This is a genomic window from Streptomyces sp. NPDC127595 (assembly GCF_042671685.1).
In the GTDB taxonomy this organism is placed as follows: Bacteria; Actinomycetota; Actinomycetes; order Streptomycetales; family Streptomycetaceae; genus Streptomyces.
The window spans coordinates 735,512-755,293 of the sequence record NZ_JBHXWK010000001.1; the positions used below are offsets into that span (position 1 = coordinate 735,512).

General features: G+C 72.5%; 1 protein-coding gene. It reads left to right on the forward strand.

Translation table 11 applies throughout. From position 1 onward, the window contains the following. Positions 1-187: 187 nt before the first annotated feature. Positions 188-19,741 carry an amino acid adenylation domain-containing protein gene (locus tag ACFVKT_RS03130; RefSeq protein WP_385726949.1) on the forward strand — a complete coding sequence of 6,518 codons (19,554 nt, stop codon included), beginning with the start codon at positions 188-190 and terminating at the stop codon, positions 19,739-19,741. Positions 19,742-19,782 lie beyond the last annotated feature (41 nt).

Here is a 19,782-nt window from a genome sequence, read left to right on the forward strand (position 1 = left end):
TTAGGCAGGCCTTAACTCTAACGGTCTGAGCTGTCCGGTTCCCCGTGCGGGGAGAGGGGAAGGGTACGTCGAGGGCTACCTGGTTAGGTAATCCTTACCTTAATATGGCGACCGGTTGCGGCTCGGCCGAGTCGGTTCTGCATGTTTTCCGCATGTTTTCGACATGCTTGAGGAGGCGCGGGCACCTGTGTCTGGTAACTCGGGTTACGAGGAACTGACGGCCACGGAAGCGGAGTTCTGGCGCGAACAGTTGGTTCCGCTCCCGCAGGAAGCGGCCCTGCCCGTCGACTTCGCCTACCCGCAGCGAGCGGTTGGGCAGACTCTGACCCGTGCTCGTGCTTTCACTGTCCCGGCGCCCGAAACCACGCTGCTCGCCGCGTACGTCGCCCTCTTGCACCGCTACGGCGGCCGCGAGGGCGACCTCGCGGTGGCGTATCGAGGGCTGCCCGTACGGATCGCGCTCGACACCGAAACCCCCTTCGCGGAACTCGCCGCGCGCACCGCCGCCGCATGCGAGGAGGCCGCCGCCCACCGGGTTCCGGTCGCCACGCTGGTCGCGACGCTGGACCCCGAACCGACGCGCGCCGGCGGCTGGTTCTGCAACACCGGGTTCGGCGGTGGCGCGCAGCGCGGCGACGGGGGCGGTTCTCTCGACGGCTCGAACTCCGGGGACGGCGGCTCTCTCGACGGCTCGCAGTCTCAGGACGGTGGCCCCCTCAGCGGCACGCACCCCTGGGACGGCGGTCCCCTCGACCTCGAACTGCACGTCGGCGCGGGCGAGATCCGCGCGACCTACCGGACCGACCTCTTCGAGGCGGCGACCGTAGACCGGCTGCTCGGTCACTACGCGAACCTGCTGACGGACGCCCTGGCCCGTCCTCACGCGCCGATCGGTGAACTGGCGCTGCTCGGCGACGAGGAGCGGCACCGGATTCTCGTCGAGTGGAACGACACCGAACATGAAGTGCCCGCCGCGACCTGGCCGGAGATGTTCGCCGCACAGGTGCGGGCCCGCCCGGACGCGGTGGCCCTGGTCTTCGAGGACACCCGGCTCACCTACGCCGAACTCGACGCACGAGCCAACAGACTCGCCCACGCCCTGGTGGCGCGTGGCGCGGGACCGGAGCGGGTGGTCGCCCTCGCCGTGCCGCGCTCGGCCGAACTCATCGTCGCCGAGGTCGCCGTACTCAAGTCCGGCGCCGCCTATCTGCCCGTCGACACCGACTATCCGGCCGACCGCATCGCGTACATGCTCGCCGACGCCACCCCGGTCTGCCTGGTCACGACCTCGGACGTGGCCGCCGACCTGCCCCCGGACGCCGGGACGGACCGGCTGGTCCTCGACGACCCTGCCACCGTGGCCGAGTTGGCGGCCCGTCCGGCCGACGACCCCGAGCTGCGGGGGCTGTTGTCCGTCGCGAACGCCGCGTACGTGATCTACACCTCCGGCTCGACCGGCCGCCCCAAGGGCGTCGTACTGTCCCATGCGGGGGTGGCCAAGCTCGTCGCCACCCAGAGCGAGCGCTTCGGGATCGGCCCGCACAGCCGGGTCCTGCAGTTCTCCTCGCCCAGCTTCGACGTGGCCTTCTGGGATCTGTGCCTCGGGCTGCTCTCCGGGGGCAGGCTGGTCGTCGTCCCGGCAGAGCGCCGGGTGCCCGGCCCGCCGCTCGCCGACTACGCGAACGCCAACGGCATCACGTTCATGATCTTGCCGCCCGCACTGCTCGCGGCCATGCCCGACGACGTACAACTGCCGCCGGAAGCAACCCTGTTGGCGGGCACCGAACGTGTCTCGCCCGAACTGGTGGGACGGTACGCGCGCGGACGCATGATGTTCAACGCCTACGGGCCCACCGAGGCGACCACCAACTCCACCCTCGGCCTGTGCGACCCCGACACCCCGTCCGGCACCATCGTGCCCATCGGCATCCCCGACCCCGGCACCCGGGCGTACGTCCTGGACAGCCGTCTGCGGCCGGTCCCCGCCGGGGTCCCGGGTGAGCTGTATCTGGGCGGCGCCGGACTGGCGCGCGGCTACCTCGGACGGCCCGGCCTGACCGCCGAGCGCTTCGTGGCCGACCCCTTCGGAGGGCCCGGCGAGAGGCTGTACCGCACCGGTGACCTGGTGCGCTGGAAAGCCGACGGGCGGCTGGAGTTCCTGGGGCGGGCCGACAGCCAGGTCAAGATCCGCGGCTTCCGGATCGAGCCGGGCGAGATCGAGTCCGTACTGCGCTCCCACCCCGCCGTGGACCAGGCCGCCGTCGTCGTCCGCGAGGACAGGCCCGGCGACCGGCGGCTCGCCGCATACATCGTGCCCTCCCTGGAGGGTGCGCCGGAGGTCGCCGAATGGAAGGACCTGCACGAACTGCTCTACGCCGCGGCCGGGTCCGAGGGCTTCCAGGAGAACTTCGCGGGCTGGAACAGCATGTACGACGGGCTGCCCATCCCGCTCGCCGAGATGCGCGAGTGGCGCGAGGCGACCGTCGCGCGGATCCGTGAACTCCGGCCGCGCCGCGTCCTGGAGATCGGCGTCGGCAGCGGCCTGCTGCTGTCCCGCCTCGCACCCGACTGCGAGGCCTACTGGGGCACCGACGTCTCCGAAGAGGCGATCCGCGCCCTCGGCGCCCAGGTCCGGACCGTGCCCGGCCTCGCCGACCGGGTCGAACTGCTGGCGCGCCCCGCCCATGACACGGCCGGACTGCCCACGGGCTTCTTCGATACCGTCGTCATCAACTCCGTTGCCCAGTACTTCCCGAGCGCCGACTATCTGACGGATGTACTGCGCCGGGCCGAGCAACTGCTCGCCCCCGGCGGTTCGGTGTTCCTCGGCGACGTACGCAACCTCAGACTGCTGCGCACCCTGCGGGCCGCGGTGGAGAGCGGCCGCACGGACACCGACGACAAGGACGCCCTGCGGGCCGCCGTCGACCGGTCGGTGTCCTGGGAGGGCGAACTCCTGCTGGATCCCGACTACTTCGCCTCCCTCGACGGCTTCACCACCGACGTACGGGTCAAGCGCGGCGCCCACCACAACGAGCTGACGCGCTACCGGTACGACGTCGTGCTGCGGCCGACGGCGCCCGGCACACGGAACGGCTCGGCCGCTCGCGACTCCCTGGCGGGCGGTGGAGCGTCGGTTGATGCGGACGGTCCGGTGCCGGGCCGCGGAACGATTCTCCCGGGCGCCGGGGCGGGGGAGGGGGCGCCCGGTTCGGACGCGGCGGTTGTGCCCGGACTGCCTGCGCAGGACGGGCAGTTCGGCCCGGACGCGGATTCGCCGGCCGGTCCCGGTCCCGGCCCCGTCCCGCCGGCCGCCTGGGAATTGGCCTGGGGTGGCCCTTTCACCGGCTCCGCCCCGGTCCCGCCGGTTGCTGAGGAGCTGGCCTGGTCCGGCCCTGCCACCGGTCCCGGCCCCGTCCCGCCGGCCGCCTGGGAATTGGCTTGGGGCGGATCTGCCACCGACCACGACTCCGACCTCGACCTCGACCCCGGCCTCGACTCCGACCTCGGTCCCGGCCCCGGCCTCGACCTCGGCCCCGGCCCCCACCTCAACCTCGCCCCCGACCCCGGTCCCCACCTGCCGGTTGCCGAGGAATCGGCATGGGCCGGCCCCGCCCCCGCCCCCGCCACCGGTCCCGGCCCCGTCCACCCCGCCGTCGACGAACTGCCCTGGTCCGGCCCCGCCACCCTCACCGCACTCGACGCCCGGCTCGCCGCCGACGGCCGCCCCGCCCTGCTCCGTGTCACCGGCCTGCCCAATGCCCGCCTCGCGGAGGACCTGGCCGCGCTCGGTGCGCTGGACGGCAGTAGCCGGCCCCCGGCCGAGGCGACGGACCCCGAGACGCTGCACGAACTGGCCGCAAGGCACGGCTACCGGGCCGCCGTGACCTGGAACGGCGCGGCGCTGGACGGCAGCCTGGACGCGGTGTTCGCACTCGGCGACACCCCCTTCGGCGCGCTCTACCGCCCCGGGCCCGACGGCACCCACGTGGCCGCCAACCGCCCGGCGCCCTTCCGCGACGCGGCGGCGCTGATGCGGACGCTGCGCGCGCACGCCGCCGAGTGGCTGCCCGAGTACATGGTTCCGAGCGCGCTCGTCCCCCTCGACCGGCTGCCCGTCACCCCCAGCGGCAAGCTGGACGGCGCCGCGCTGCCCGTACCCGACTACGCCGCTCTCAGCTCGGGCCGCGCACCGCGCGACGCCCGTGAGGAACTGCTCTGCGGGCTCTACGCGCAGGCTCTCGGCCTGCGGTCGGTCACCGTCGACGACGACTTCTTCACCCTGGGCGGCGACAGCATCATCGCCATCCAACTCCTCGTCCAGGCCCGCCGCGCGGGCCTACGACTCACCCCCCGTGATGTCTTCAGCCACCGTACGGTCGCCCAGCTGGCGTGCGTCGTGACGGTGGACGTGGCACAGGCCGAGGAAGCCGACGAGACCCCGCTCGTGCGGCTGACCGACGCCGAACTCGCCGCGCTCCAGGGGGAGTACCCGGTCACCGTCGAGGACGTACTGCCCCTCAGCCCGCTCCAGGAGGGCTTTTTCTTCCATGCGCTGGTGGACGGCTCCGACCACGACGCCTACGTCGTCCAGCAGGTCATCGAACTGACCGGACCGGTCGACGCCGAATCCCTGCACCGCGCCGCCCAGGGGCTGCTGGACAGGCATGCCCCCCTGCGCGCCTGCTTCCGGCAACTCGCCGACGGCCGGCCGGCGCAGATCATCACCGGCGGCCTTGAGCTGCCCTGGCGCGAGGTGGACCTCTCCGCACACGACACCGCCGTCCGGCACTCACTCGCCGACGCCGTCGCCACCGACGAGCGCGCCCACCGTTTCGATCTGGCCCGGCCGCCGCTGCTGCGCTGCGCACTGGTGCGGCTCGGCGACGACCGCAGCCGACTGCTCCTGACGTTCCATCACATCGTGGCCGACGGGTGGTCGTTGCCCGTCCTGCACCGCGAACTGATGGCCCTGTACGGAGAGGGGGCCGCACCCCTTGCGCCGGTCGCCCCCTACCGCACCTATCTGCGCCGGCTCGCCGCGGCCGACCACGACGCCGCCCGCGAGGCCTGGCGTACCGCGCTCACCGGCCTCGACGAGCCCACCCGCTTCGTCGAGGCGCCCGCCGACGGTTCGCCGATCGAGCCCGCGCAGATCCGGGTCGAACTCTCCGAGCGGGTCACCGCCCGGCTGGCGGCCCGTGCGCGGGAACACGGAGTGACCCTCGGCACCGTCGTACAGGGCGCCTGGGGCCTGTTGATCGGATGGTTGACGGACCGTCAGGATCTGGTGTTCGGCACCACCGTCTCCGGACGGGACGCCGCCATGGACGGCATCGAGTCGATGGTCGGCCTCTTCATCAACACCCTGCCGACACGCCTGCGTTGGCAGCCCAGCGACACCCTGGCCGAGTTGCTGGGCCGATTCCAGGACGAGCAGAGCGCGCTGCTCGACCACCAGCACCTCGGCCTCGCCGAACTCCAGCGGATCGCCGGACTCGCGGGCAGCGGTGAACTGTTCGACACCCTCGTCGTCTTCGAGAACTACCCGGCCGAGCCGGGGCTCACCGACGCAACGGGCACGATCCGGATCGCCGGACACACCTTCCACGACGCCGTCCACTATCCGCTCGCCCTGATCGTCAAGCCCGGCCGCCGCCTGGACCTGCGGCTCAAGCACCACGCCCAGCGACTCGGCGCCGACGCTGTGCGAGTCCTCGCCGACCGGCTGACCCGGGTCCTGCACGCCCTCGCCGACGATCCCGGCCGCACGGTGGCCTCCCTCGACCTTCTCTCTCCCCAGGAGCGGGCCTCCGCCCACCTCGTCGGAGAGGCCCACGACGTCCCGGCGACCACCCTGGCCGCCGCCTTCGAGGCGCAGGCCGCCCGCACCCCGGAAGCCACCGCCGTCGTCTTCCGGGGCGAGGCCCTGACCTACGCCGAGTTGGACACCCGCGCCGAAGCCCTGGCAGGCCGCCTGCGCGCGGGCGGGGCCGGTCCGGAGAGCTTCGTCGCCGTCGCGGTACCCCGCTCGGCGGAACTGATGGTCGCCCTTCTCGGCGTGCTCAAGTCCGGTGCCGCCTATCTCCCGCTCGACCTCGACTACCCGGCCGAGCGAGTGGCCTACATGCTGGCCGACTCGGGCGCGGACACGGTGGTCACGACGGCGGAGGCCGCCGCCCGCGTTCCCCGCGTCGACGGGCTCACGGTGCTCACCCTGGACGAGCAGGACGCCTCCGCAGCGGGTGGGCGAAACGCCGCACGGGCCGCCGCCGGTCCGGACGATCCCGCCTACCTGATCTACACCTCCGGCTCCACAGGACGCCCCAAGGGCGTGGTCGTCACCCACCGGGCCATCGTCAACCGCCTCACCTGGATGCAGGGCGAGTACGGACTCACACCCGACGACCGGGTGCTCCAGAAGACGCCGTCCAGCTTCGATGTGAGCGTCTGGGAGTTCTTCTGGGCCCTGTGCGAGGGCGCCGCCGTGGTCCTCGCCGAGCCGGACGGCCACCGCGACCCGGCCCATCTCGCGGGCCTCGTCCGCGAACAGGGCGTCACCACGATGCACTTCGTACCGTCGATGCTGGAGGCCTTCCTCGCCGCGGACGAGGTGACCGGCGACCCCGCCTGGGCGGACAGCCTGCGCCGTGTGTTCAGCAGCGGCGAGGCGCTGGCGGGGGAGGCGGCCGGCCGCTGGCGGGCCCTGACCGGCGTACCGCTGCACAACCTGTACGGCCCGACCGAGGCCGCCGTGGATGTCACCCACCACCTCTACGACGGCGAGCCCGGCACCGGCGTGCCCATCGGACGGCCGGTCTGGAACACCGGGCTGCGGATCCTGGACGGGTGCCTGCGGCCGGTGCCGGCCGGAGTGCCGGGCGAGCTGTACCTCACCGGGGTCCAGCTGGCCCGGGGCTATCACGGCAGGCCGGGCCCGACCGCCGAACGATTCGTCGCCGACCCGTTCGGCGAGCCCGGCGAGCGCATGTACCGCACCGGCGACCTGGTACGGCGGCGCGAGGACGGCACCGTCGAATACCTCGGCCGCACCGACCGGCAGGTCAAACTGCGCGGCAACCGCATCGAGCCCGGCGAGACCGAGGCGGCGCTGGTGCGCCAACCCGCCCTCGCCCAGGCCGCGGTGACGGTGCGTGAGCAGCGACTGGTCGCGTACATCGTCCCCGCACACACCGCCACGGGCATCGATACGGCCGTCCTCCGCGCCGCGATGGCGGACACCATGCCCACGCAACTGCTCCCGGACGCGTACGTCGTCCTCGACGCGCTGCCCCTCACCCCCAGCGGCAAGCTGGACCGCGCGGCGCTGCCCGCCCCCGAGGCGGAGCGGGCGGCAAACCGGCGTGCCCCGAGCGGTGAGCGGGAACGTCTGCTGACGGAGATCTTCGCGGCCGTCCTGGAGCTCGACGAGGCAGGGCCGGACGACGACTTCTTCCTGCTCGGCGGCGACAGCATCCGCTCCATCAGCGTCGCGGGCCGGGCCCGCGCGGCCGGCCTGGTCCTGAGCCCGCGCGATGTCTTCGAACACCGGACGCCCGCCGCGCTGGCCATCGTCGCCTCCACTGCCACCGCCCCGGCAACGCCGACCACCGACCGGTCCGCGCCCGCCCTCACCGACGAGGAGACCGCACACGTCCACCGGCTCGCCCCGAGAGAGATCGCGGAGATCTGGCCACTGGCCCCGCTCCAGGAAGGCCTTTTCTTCCACTCCACGTACGACGACGGCGCTCTGGACGTCTACACCGTCCACGAGACCTTCGACTTCGCCGAGCGGATGGACGCCGACCGGCTGCGCGCCGCCGCCCGCGCCCTGCTGGTGCGCAACCCGAGCCTGCGAGCCGGGTTCACCAGCGACGGACTGCGCCAGCCCGTGCAGTTCATCGTCGACGAGCCCGAGATCCCCCTCGAAGTGGCGGACCTGTCCGCTCTCCGGGAGGCCGAACAGGACGTACGGCTGCGGGAGTTGACGGACGCCGAGCGGTACCGCCGGTTCGACCTGGCAGCGCCCCCGCTGTTCCGGCTGCTGCTTGTCCGTCTCGGCGCCGAGCGCGGCGACCGCCTCGTCATCGGGCGCCATCTGATCCTCTGGGACGGCTGGTCGGCCTGGCTCTTCCTCGACCAGCTCTTCGAGTTGTACGAGTCCGGCGGCGACGCCACCGCGCTGGTCCGCCCCGGCTCCTACCGCGACTATCTGACCTGGCTGGACGCCCAGGACGACAGCGCCGCCACCGCTGCCTGGCGGACCGCTCTCGGCGGCCTCGACGAGCCCACGCTGCTCGCCCCGGCGGCCGCCGACCGAGGCCTGGAACCCGTCATCCCGGAGCAGTTGGACGTACTGCTCCCGGCCGCGCTCGGCGACCGGCTGATCGAGAGTGGCCGTACCCACGGCCTGACACTCAACACCCAGCTCAACGCCGCCTGGGGCCTGACCCTCGCGTCCGCGACCGGCCGCGGCGACATCGTCTTCGGCACCACCGTCGCCGGCCGGCCCAGCGAGGTGCCGGACGTCGGACACGTCATCGGCATGTTCCTCAACACCGTGCCCGCCCGGATCACCTACGACCCGGCCGAACCGGTCCTCGACCTGCTGCGGCGCATCCAGACCGAGCGGCTGGAACTGATGCCGTACGAGTATCTGGGCCTCGGCGTACTCCAGGCCGAGACCGGGCACCGGCGGCTGTTCGACACCCTGTTCGTGCTGCGCGACAACGACACCGGCAAGCGCCTGGAACGGCTGCGCGAGCGACACGGCGCCACCGCCGTCGACAACGTCGACGCCACCCACTACCCCGTCAACCTCGTCGTGACCCCCGGGCCGCGGATCCGGGTCACCCTCTCCCACCGCCCCGACCTCGTCGAACCCGAGCGGGCCCGGGCCCTCCTCGACCGCTTCACGCTGCTCCTTGAGCGGCTGGCCCACGACCTGACCGCCCCGGTCGGCGCCCTCGACCCGTTGCTGCCCGACGAGCGCGCCGCGCTCGAACGCGAGTGGGCCGACAGCCGGGTGCCCGACCCCGAGGAAACCGTCGCCGACCTGCTCGCCGCCCAGGCCGTCCGCACCCCGGACACCGTCGCCCTGGTCTTCGGCGACCGCACGCTCACCTACGCCGAACTCGACGCCGACGTCACCCGCATGGCCCGCCTGCTGCTCGCCAGGGGCGCGGGCCCGGAGCGGGTCATCGCCCTCGGGCTGCCCCGCTCCATCGACATGGTCGTCGCCCTCTTCGCCGTACTGCGCACCGGCGCCGCTTACCTCCCGCTGGAACTCGACTACCCCGCCGACCGGCTCTCCCTCATGCTGGCCGACGCCCGCCCGCTGCTCCTGCTGACCAACCGGGCCGTCTCCGCCACCCTGGACGGCGACGACCTGACACGCGTACTGCTGGACGACCCGGCGGTGGCAGGGGAGTTGGCCGCGCTTCCGGCGGATCCAGTCTTCACGCGCTTCAGCCTGGAACACCCCGCGTACGTCATCTACACCTCGGGCTCAACCGGCCGCCCCAAGGGCGTCGTCACCCCTTACCGGGGTCTGACGAACATGCAGCTCAACCACCAGAAGGAGATCTTTGAACCGGCCATCGCCGCGGCCGGCGGACGTCGGCTGCGGATCGCGCACACCGTGTCCTTCGCCTTCGACATGTCCTGGGAGGAACTGCTCTGGCTGGTCGAGGGCCACGAAGTGCACGTGTGCGACGAGGAGTTGCGGCGTGACGCCCAGGCCCTGGTGGCGTACTGCGAAGAGCGCCGCATCGACGTCGTCAACGTCACCCCGACCTATGCCCGGCTCCTGATCGATGAGGGGCTGCTGGAAGGACACGTGCCGCCGCTGGTGCTGCTCGGCGGCGAGGCCGTCTCGGAGACGGTGTGGTCCCAACTGCGCGACACCGAGGGCACCTACGGCTACAACCTGTACGGACCGACCGAGTACACCATCAACACCCTCGGCGGCGGCACCCACGACAGCGCCACCCCGACCGTCGGGCGCCCCATTCGGGGCACCCGCGCCCACATCCTCGACGCCTGGCTGCGCCCCGTCCCGCACGGCGTGCCCGGCGAGCTGTACATCGCCGGCATCGGGCTCGCCCGCGGCTACCTCGACCGGCCCGCGCTGACCGCGGAACGGTTCGTCGCCGACCCGTTCGGCAAGCCCGGCGAGCGCATGTACCGCACCGGAGACCTGGTGCGCCGCCGCGCCGACGGCAACCTGGACTTCCTGGGCCGCACCGACGACCAGGTGAAGATCCGTGGCTACCGGGTCGAGCTCGGCGAGATCGAGACCGCGCTCAGCCGCCTGCCGGAGGTCTCCCAGGCCGCCGTGGTCGTACGCGACGAGCGGCTGGTCGGCTATGTCGTACCGGCCCGACTCACCGACGAGCAGCGGGAGTCGGCGGAGCGTGCCCAGGTCGGCGAATGGCAGGAGATCTACTCCGACGAGTACGAGGAGATCAGCACCGCCGTCTTCACCGAGGAGTACGCGGGCTGGGACAGCTCGTACGACGGACTGCCCATCCCCTTCGACCACATGCACGAGTGGCGCGAGGCCACCGTCGCCCGGATCCGTGAGCTCCGGCCGCGCCGCGTCCTGGAGATCGGCGTGGGCTCCGGACTGCTGCTCTCCCGTCTCGCCCCCGACGCGGAGGCCTACTGGGCGACCGACTTCGCCGCCCCCGTCATCCGCAAGATCGGCGAGGAGCTGCGCCGCGACGCCGAACTGGCTGCCAAGGTGGAGCTGCGCTGCCGCCCGGCCGACGACCTGACCGGTCTGCCCGAAGGCTACTTCGACACGATCGTCATCAACTCCGTCATTCAGTACTTCCCGAGCGCCGGCTACCTGACCTCCGTGATCCACGGCGCGATGGACTTGCTGGCGCCCGGCGGCGCCCTCTTCGTCGGTGACGTACGGAACCTGCGGCTCGCCCGCACCTTCCACACCGAGATCCAGCAGGCCCGGGGAACGGCCGACGCCGACCTCGGTGCCGCCGTCGAGCGCGGCCTGCGCCTGGAGAAGGAACTGCTCCTCGACCCGGACTACTTCACCGGCCTCGGCTACGGGGTGGACCTCCGCACCAAGCGCGGCCACCACCACAACGAGCTGACCCGCCACCGCTACGACGCCGTCCTCTACCGGGGAGCGGCAGACGTACGCCTGGCCGAGGTGCCCTCCGTGTCCTGGCCCTTGGACCTGGACCTGGCCGACCGGCTGCGCTCCGAGCGTCCCGGGCGACTGCGGGTCACCGGCGTCCCCGACGGCCGGATCACCCCGGAGGCCATCGACCCCGAAACCCTGCACGACCTCGGCGAGGGGCTCGGCTACCGCGTCCTGACCACCTGGTCCCGCGAACCGGGCACGTACGACGCCGTGTTCCTCACCATGGACGACGATGTCCGTGTCACAGCGGGGCTGTACCTGCCCGGCGGCGCCGACGCCCCGTACACCAACAACCCCACCGCCGCGCGCGACGCGAGTGCCCTCGTACGACGGCTGCGCGAGGACCTGAAGCGGGACCTGCCCGACTACATGGTTCCGGCCGCCTTCGTCACGCTCGACCGGCTGCCCATGAACGACAACGGGAAGCTGGACGTCCGGGCCCTGCCCGACGCCGAACCGGCCCTCGCGCTGGGCGGCGGACGCGGGCCACGCACCCCGCAGGAGGAGGTGCTGTGCCGGCTGTTCGCCGAGGTGCTCGGGCTTGCGTCGGTCGGCGCCGAGGACAACTTCTTCGAACTGGGCGGCCACTCGCTGCTCGCCACCCGGCTGGTCAGCCGGGCCCGCACGGAACTGGGCGCCGAACTCGCCATCCGTGACCTCTTCGAGGCCCCGACACCCGCGCTGCTGGCCGACCGGTCCGACGGCGGGAGGCCCGCCCGACCGGCGGTCACGGCAGCGGGGGAGCGGCCCGAACGGATCCCGCTGTCGGCCGCCCAGCGGCGGTTGTGGCTGGTGGAGCGGATCGCGGGCGGCGAGGCCGGCGGAGTCGCGTACAACTTCCCGCTGGTCTTCCGGCTGCGGGGGAGCCTGGACACCGACGCGCTGCGGCAGGCGCTGCACGATGTGGTGGGGCGGCACGAAGCGCTGCGCACGGTCTTCGCGGAGCACGAGGGCGAGCCGTATCAGCGGATCGTCCCGGCGGACGAGGCCGCGCCCTCCTTCACCGTGACGGTCTGCGCCGAGGACGACCTGCCAGGCCGGATCGAGGCCGCACAGCGGCGCCCCTTCGACCTGTCCCGCGAACTGCCGCTGCGCGCCGAGGTGTTCCGGATCGGCCCGGCCGACCACGTGGTGGCCCTCGTCCTGCACCACATCACCACCGACGAGTGGTCCGACCGGCCCTTCCTCGCCGATCTCGATGCCGCCTACGCGGCCCGCCGCGCGGGCGACGAACCCGCGTGGGCCCCGCTGCCGGTTCAGTACGCCGACTACACGCTCTGGCAGGAGGACCTGCTCGCCGGTACCGGCGAGGCCCAACTGGCCCACTGGGCGGACGTTCTGCGCGGTCTCCCCGACGAACTGCTTCTGCCCGCAGACCGCCCCCGCCCGGCCGAATCGACCGGACGCGGCGACAAGGTCCGCCTGGAGCTGCCCACGGACATCGGCCACGCCCTGCGTGACCTCTCCGGCGCCACCGGCACCAGCATGTTCATGCTCTTCCAGGCGGCCACCGCGGCGCTGCTGCACCGGCTCGGGGCGGGCGACGACATCCCGCTCGGCGCACCTATCGCCGGCCGCACCGACGAGGCCCTCGGCGACCTGGTGGGCTTCTTCGTCAACACCCTGGTACTGCGCACCGACCTGTCCGGTGACGAACTGACGTTCCGTCAACTACTGGGCAGGGTTCGGGAGTCGTCACTCGCCGCCTTCGAGTACCAGGACCTGCCCTTCGACCGGGTCGTGGAGGCCCTCAATCCACCCCGGGTGGCCGGCCGCAACCCGCTCTTCCAGGTCATGCTCGGCTACCACCACCGGCCCGACGGCGACCCCGACGTGCTCGGCCTGGCCGCCGAGTGGTTCGACATGGACACCGGCATGGCCAAGTTCGACCTGCACTTCACCTTCGTCGACGAGACCGACCGTGTCGTGCTGCTCCTCGAGTTCGCCACCGACCTCTTCGACCGCACCACCGCCGAGCGGCTGGCGGCCCGCATGCTGCGCCTGCTGGGGCAGGTCGCTGCCGAACCGGACCGGCTCGTGCGGGAGTTGGAGGTCCTTGAGGAAACCGAGCGCGTCCGTGTCCTCACCGACTGGAACGCCACCGGGCACGCCGTGCCGGACCTGACCCTGCCCGAGCTGTTCCGCGCCCAGGCCGCCCGCACCCCCGAGGCCACCGCCCTCGTCTTCGAGGACCAGCGGCTGACGTATGCGGAGCTGGACGCCCGCGTGGAGCACACGGCGCACGTCCTGGCCGGCCTCGGCGCCGGACCCGAGGAGACCGTCGCCGTCGCCCTGCCGCGCTCGGTGGACCTCGTCGTAGCCCTGCTCGCCACCCACCGCGCCGGAGCGGCCTATCTGCCGCTGGACCCGGACTACCCGGCGGACCGGCTGGCCCTCATGGTGGAGGACGCCCGCCCGGTGTGCGTGATCCGCGACGCCCTGCCCACCGGCCCGGGGGCCCCACTGCCGACCTCGTACGACCCGCGCCACCCGGCGTACGTGATCTACACCTCCGGCTCCACCGGCCGCCCCAAGGGCGTGGTCGTCCCGCACGCGGGCATCGTCAACCGGCTGCTGTGGATGCAGGACGAGTACGGACTGACGCCCGCCGACCGGGTGTTGCAGAAGACGCCGTCGAGCTTCGACGTGTCGGTGTGGGAGTTCTTCTGGCCGTTGATCACCGGCGCCGCCCTGGTCGTCGCCCTCCCCGAGGGACACCGTGATCCCGCCTACCTGGCCCGGCTGATCCGTGAACAGGGCGTCACCACCGTCCACTTCGTACCCCCCATGCTCCAACTGTTCCTGGAGGAGCCGTCCGTCGCGGACTGTGCCGGGCTGCGCCGGGTGATGTGCAGCGGCGAGGCGCTGCCCGCCGCTCTCGCCCGCCGCTTCCACGAGGTGCTTTCCGCCGAACTGCACAATCTCTACGGCCCGACCGAGGTCTCCGTCGACGTGACGGCGATCGAGATCGGCCCCTGCGCGACGACCGTGCCCATCGGCCGCCCGGTGTGGAACACCCGCACCTATGTGCTGGACGCCGGCCTGCGACCGGTCCCGCCCGGTGTGGCGGGCGAACTGTACCTGGCCGGTGCGCAGTTGGCGCGCGGTTACCTGGACCGCCCGTCACTGACCGCCGAGCGGTTCGTCGCAGACCCGTACGCGCCGACGCCCGGCGCGCGTATGTACCGCACGGGAGACCTGGCTCGCTGGACGGCTGACGGCACGGTCGAGTACCTGGGCCGCACCGATGACCAGGTGAAGGTGCGCGGCTTCCGGGTCGAGCCCGGCGAGATCGAAGCCGTGCTCGCCGCACACCCGTCCGTGGCCCGCGCCACGGTCGTCGCCCTCGACCAGGTGCTCGTGGCCTACGTGATCCCGGCCGCCGGACACGTGGACGCGACCGCACTGCGCGTCCACGCGTCCGCCACTCTCCCGGCCCACATGGTGCCCGCGGCCTACGTCACGCTCGACGCGATGCCGCTCACCCCGAACGGCAAACTCGACCGCAGGGCCCTTCCGGCCCCCGACCTCACCGCCGAGACCACCGACACCCTGCCGCGGACGCCACGCGAGGAGATCCTCTGCGGCCTGTTCGCGGACGTCCTACGCCTGCAACGGGTCGGCGTCCACGACGACTTCTTCGCCCTGGGCGGCCACTCCCTGGCGGCCATGCGGCTCGCGGGCCGCGTCCGCGCGGCGCTCGGCGCCGAGGTCTCACTGCGCACGGTGTTCGAGGCTGCCACGGTCGCCCGGCTCGCCGAGCGGCTCAGCGAGGGGGGAGGTGCCGGCCTGCCGGTTCTCGCACCCGTGGACCGGCCGGAGCGGCTGCCGCTCTCCTTCGCCCAGCAGCGACTGTGGGTGCTGTACCGGGTGGAGGGCCCCAGCTCCACGTACAACATCCCGCTCGCCTGGCGGTTCACCGGACCGCTCGACACCGGCGCGCTGCAACGCGCCGTCGACGACCTCGTCGCCCGGCACGAGCCGCTGCGCACCGTCTTCCCCGAGGAGGACGGGCGCGCCCACCAGTTGATCCTGGAACCGCAACAGGCGCGGATCGAGGTGGAGATCACGCCCGTTCCGAGTGAGGAGGAGCTGGCCGAGAAGCTCGCCGACGCCGCCTCGTACGGCTACGAGCTGGACAGCGAACCGCCCCTGCGCGCCCACCTCTTCCGCACCGCCGACGACGAACACGTCCTGCTGCTCCTGCTCCACCACATCGCGGGCGACGAGTGGTCCGACGGGCCGCTCACCCGGGACCTGGCCGCCGCCTACGAGGCACGCGCCGAGGGTCGGGCTCCGGATCGGGCGCCACTGCCGGTGCAGTACGCCGACTACGGCCTGTGGCAGCGCGCGCTGCTCGGCGACGAGGGCGATCCCGACAGCCTGGCGCACCGTCAACTCGCCTTCTGGCAGCGGACACTGGCCGGTCTGCCCGAAGAGCTTCAGTTGCCCGCCGACCGTCCGCGACCGCTGGAGGCCAGCTACCAGGGCGGCGCGGTGGACATGACGCTGGACCCGGAACTGGAGGCAGGCCTGCGCGGGCTGGCCCGGTCCGGCGGCGTGACTATGTTCATGGTCATCCAGGCAGCGGTGGTGTCCCTGCTCACCCGGCTGGGCGCCGGCACGGACATCCCGCTGGGCAGCCCGATCGCCGGGCGCGCCGACGAGGCACTGGAGGACCTGGTCGGGTTCTTCCTCAACACTCTGGTGCTGCGCACCGACAGCTCCGGCGACCCCACCTTCCGCGAACTGCTGACGCGGGTGCGGGAGACCGACCTGTCCGCCTTCGACCACCAGGAAGTGCCGTTCGAGCGTGTGGTGGACGTGCTCAACCCCGCCCGCTCGCTCTCCCGCCATCCATTGTTCCAGGTCATGGTGGTGTACCTCCCCGCGGGAGCCGGTGACGAAGCTCTCGGCGGACTGGGGGCGCGGCGGGAGCCCGTCGGCCAGACCAGCGCCAAGTTCGACCTCTCGTTCGACTTCGTGGAACGAGCGGGCGGTGGCGGTGTCGACGGCGTCCTGGAGTACAGCGCCGACCTGTTCGACCACGTGACCGCGCAGTCCATCGCCGAACGGCTCCTTCGCGTGCTGCAGGCAGTGGTCGCCGCCCCCGACACCCCCGTCAGCCGGATCGACGTCCTCGGCACCGCTGAACGCCGGCGGATCCTGCACGAGTGGAACGCGCGCCCCCTGCTCGCCCCGCCGACCACCGTGCCGGCTCTCTTCGAGCGCCAGGCCGCGCTCTCGCCCGACGCCCCCGCCGTGGCCTCCGACGGTATCGAGTTGACGTTCGACCAGCTGAACTCCCAGGCCAACCGGCTCGCCCGGCTGCTGGTCGCGCACGGCGCGGGGCCGGAGCGGATCGTGGCGCTGGCCCTTCCCCGCACCGCCCGCATGCTGGTGGCCATCCTCGCGGTGCACAAGGCGGGTGCCGCCTATCTCCCGCTCGATCCGGACGCTCCGGCGGACCACACCCGAGACACGCTCGACGACGCCCGTCCGGTACTGCTGCTCAGCACCGAGGAGATCGCACCGCTGCTGCCTCCGGACGGACCGCCCGTGCTGCGGTGGGACGCGCCGGAGACGGCCGAGCTGCTCGCCGCCCAGGACCCGGGCGACCTCGTCGACACCGACCGCACCACCGCCCTGACCCCGCGCCACCCGGCGTACGTCATCTACACCTCGGGATCCACCGGTCGGCCCAAGGGCGTCGTCGTCACCCACGAGAGCGTCGGCCATCTCTTCCACAGCCACCGCGAGACCTTGTACGCGCCGGCCAAGGCCGCCACCGGACGGCGCCGGCTGCGCGCCGGACACGCCTGGGCGTTCTCCTTCGACGCCTCCTGGCAGCCGCAGCTCTGGCTGCTGGACGGGCACTGCGTCCATGTGGTGTCGGACGAGACCCGACGCGACCCCGAACTGCTCGCGGCGGCCGTTGTCGAGCACGGCTTCGACTTCCTGGAGGTCACGCCGTCGTTCTTCGCGCAGATGACCGAGACGGCGGGCCTGGTCCGCGACGACGGGAGCTGCCCGCTCGCCGTTGTCGGCGTGGGCGGCGAGGCCGTACCGGCGTCCTTGTGGGAGAAGCTGGGGCGGCTGAGCGGTACCGAGGCGTTCAACCTGTACGGGCCCACCGAGTCGACCGTCGACGCCCTCGTCGCGCGCGTGCGCAACAGCGACCGTCCGCTGGTCGGCCGCCCGGTGGCGGGCACCCGGGCCTATGTCCTCGACGAGCGGCTGCAGCCCGTGCCGCCTGGTGTGACGGGAGAGCTGTATCTGGCCGGGGGTGGGCTCGCCCGCGGTTATCTGGGCCGCCCCGCGCTGACCGCCGAGCGGTTCGTCGCCGACCCGTTCGGCGCGCCGGGATCCCGGCTCTACCGGACCGGCGACCTGGCACGGTGGACCGCCGACGGGTACCTGGACTACCTGGGCCGGGCCGACGACCAGGTCAAGATCCGCGGCTTCCGGATCGAACCGGGCGAAATCGAATCGGTGCTCGCCTCCCATCAGGACGTCGGGCAGGCCGTGGTGACGGTGCATCAGGATGCCGCGCGGAGACTGCTCGTCGCCCACGTGGTCCCCGCGTCCGGGACGTCGGCCGCTCCTGGACGGCTGGGCGCTGATGTGGTCCCCGCCTCTGGGACGCCGACTGATCCCGGACGGCTGCGCGCCGGCGTCGTCCCCGTATCCGGGACGCCTGCCGACCCCGAACAGATACGCGCTGGCGTCGTCCCCGCAACCGGGATGCCCGCCGACCCCGCACGGCTGCGCGCCCACGTCGCACGGCACCTGCCGGACTACATGGTCCCGGCCGCCGTAGTGTTCCTGGACCGGCTTCCCGAACTCGCCAACGGCAAGCTGGACCGGGCCGCTCTGCCCGCCCCGGACTTCACCGCCCTCTCCACCGGCCGTCCACCCGGCACCCGGCTGGAGAAGACCCTGTGCGCCGTCTTCGCCGACGTGCTCGGTCTGGCGGAGATCGGCGTCGACGACGACTTCTTCGCGCTCGGCGGCGACAGCATCATGGCGATGCAACTGGTCAGCAGGGCCCGCGCGGCGGACGTGCGGATCACCCCGCGCCTGGTCCTGCGGCACCGCACCGTGGCCGGCCTGGCCGAGGTGGCCACGGCCGTCGGTGCCGCCGACGCGGGCAGGGCCGACGACGGCACCGGTACGGTTCCGTTCACGCCGGTCATGCACTGGCTGCGCGAACTGGGCGGCCCCTTCAAGGGCTACCACCAGTCGGCCCTGGTCCAGACACCCGCCGGTCTTGACCGGCCGAAACTCGCGGCCCTGCTCCTGGCGCTCGCGGACCGGCACGACATGCTGCGCGCCACCCTGGTCCGTACGGAGGCGGGCCACTGGAGCCTGGAAGTACCGCCGGCCGGATCGGTGGACGTCGAGGCGTCATGGATCGAGCGGGTCGATGTCGCCGGACTGGACGCCGAGGCGCTCCGGGAGGTCGTGGCGGACCGAGCCGGCGCGGCCCGCGCGGCCCTGGACCCGGACGCGGGCGCCATGGTGAAGGCCGTGTGGTTCGACGCGGGCGGTGAGCCCGGCAGGCTGCTGCTGATGGCCCACCACCTTGTCACCGACGGCGTGTCCTGGCGCGTCCTCCTGCCTGACCTGGAGTCCGCCTGGCGGGCCGTCGAGGCAGGGCGCCCCGTGGAACTTCCGGCGGTCGGCACGTCCTTCCGCACCTGGTCCCGCAGGCTCGACCAGCTCGCCCAGGATCCCGCGCACGAGGACGAACTGCCGTTCTGGACCGGCCTGCTCGGCAGCGCCGCGCCCCTTGCGCCGGTCGGGCCGCTCGACCCGGTCCGCGACACGGCCGGCACGGTCCGGCGACTGGAGCTGCGTCTCCCTGCCGAGTACACGGGTCCACTGCTCTCCACGGTGCCGGCCGCCTTCACCGCGAACGTCAACGAGGTGCTGCTCACCGGGCTCGCTCTCGCTGTGTCCGACTGGCAGCAGCGCCACGGGGGCGACCCGCGGCGTCCGGTACTGGTCGACCTCGAAAGCCACGGCCGCGACGAGGAGTTGGCCGAGAACGCGGACCTCTCCCGTACGGTCGGCTGGTTCACCAGCATCTTCCCCGTCCTCCTGGACCCCGGTCCCGTCGACCTCAAGGAGGCGTTCGAGGGCGGTCCGGCCGTCGAGGAGGCCTGCGCGAGGACGCGAAGGCACCTCGCCTCACTGCCTGCCAACGGCGCCGGTTACGGGATGCTCCGCCACCTCAACCCCCGTACGGCCGCGGTCCTCGCCGGTTTCGAGGCACCGTCCATCGAGTTCAACTACCTCGGCCGTTTCGGCATCCCCGACGCGACGGACTGGTCGTACGCACCTGAGGAGGACGTTTCCGACATCGGCCCGGAGCCCGGCATGAGGGAGGGCCACGCGCTGGGCATCAACGTCGTGACCGAAGACCGCCCAGGCGGTCCGGTCATGGCCGCCCACTGGTCCTGGCCCGAGGCGGTCGTGCCCGAGGACGCGGTCCGCGACCTGGCGGAAACCTGGTTCCGGGCCCTGAAGTCCCTGGTCACCCGCGCCCAGTCGTCCCGCGACGAGTAACGGGCAACGGGCAACGAGCAGCGAGCAGCGAGCAGCGAGCA